General features: G+C 58.7%; 1 protein-coding gene. It reads right to left on the bottom strand.

All coding sequences use genetic code 11. The features are described 5' to 3' along the window. Window positions 1-12 precede the first annotated feature (12 nt). Window positions 13-576, bottom strand: a 564-nt coding sequence (locus MSZK_RS25560; RefSeq protein WP_304528967.1) for an IclR family transcriptional regulator, incomplete at its 5' end; no start/stop codon positions are given.

Here is a 576-nt window from a genome sequence, read left to right as displayed (position 1 = left end):
CGCTGGTCTTGATCAGAATTCGGATTCCTTGCAGATCATCTTCCGGGAAGGCACGCCCGCCCGGGATCCACAGGTTCTGATCATTGCTCCGCTCTTTCTGACCTCTACCAACTCGGCGCACAACTGGGTGAGGGTGCTCACTGAATTCTGGGTGAGTTGTTCCAAATTTGGGTCAGGGTACAGTTTGTGAAGCTCTTCATCGGAGAAGTTGGCAAGCATGGCCTTACCGGTCGACGTGCAGTGTGCAGGCATGGTCCTACCCAGGCGCGATACCACCCGCACGGCGGACGGGCTCTCGAGCGCCGCGATGAAGCGGACCGACGTGCCATCCAGCATCCCGATATGCACTGTTTCCTGCAGCGCATCGCTGAGCTGGCGCAGAATCGGAGCTGCGATGCGCGGTATATCCATTCTGGCGAAAACAGCGAACGCCACCCCGGTCAAGGCCGGTCCGGGCAGATAAGCCTTGCTGATCGGATCCTGGCGGTGTTGCCCGTCATTGAGCGTGACGATGTTGTCGTCATCGGTGGTGATGATGACGGATCGATGAGAACAGCCCCGCTCGGTGTTTTGAGC

Source organism: Mycobacterium sp. shizuoka-1 (genome assembly GCF_002723835.1).
Taxonomy (GTDB): domain Bacteria; phylum Actinomycetota; class Actinomycetes; order Mycobacteriales; family Mycobacteriaceae; genus Mycobacterium.
Note: the sequence above shows the minus strand (reverse complement) of the source record. Positions and strands in the feature narration are given on the sequence as shown.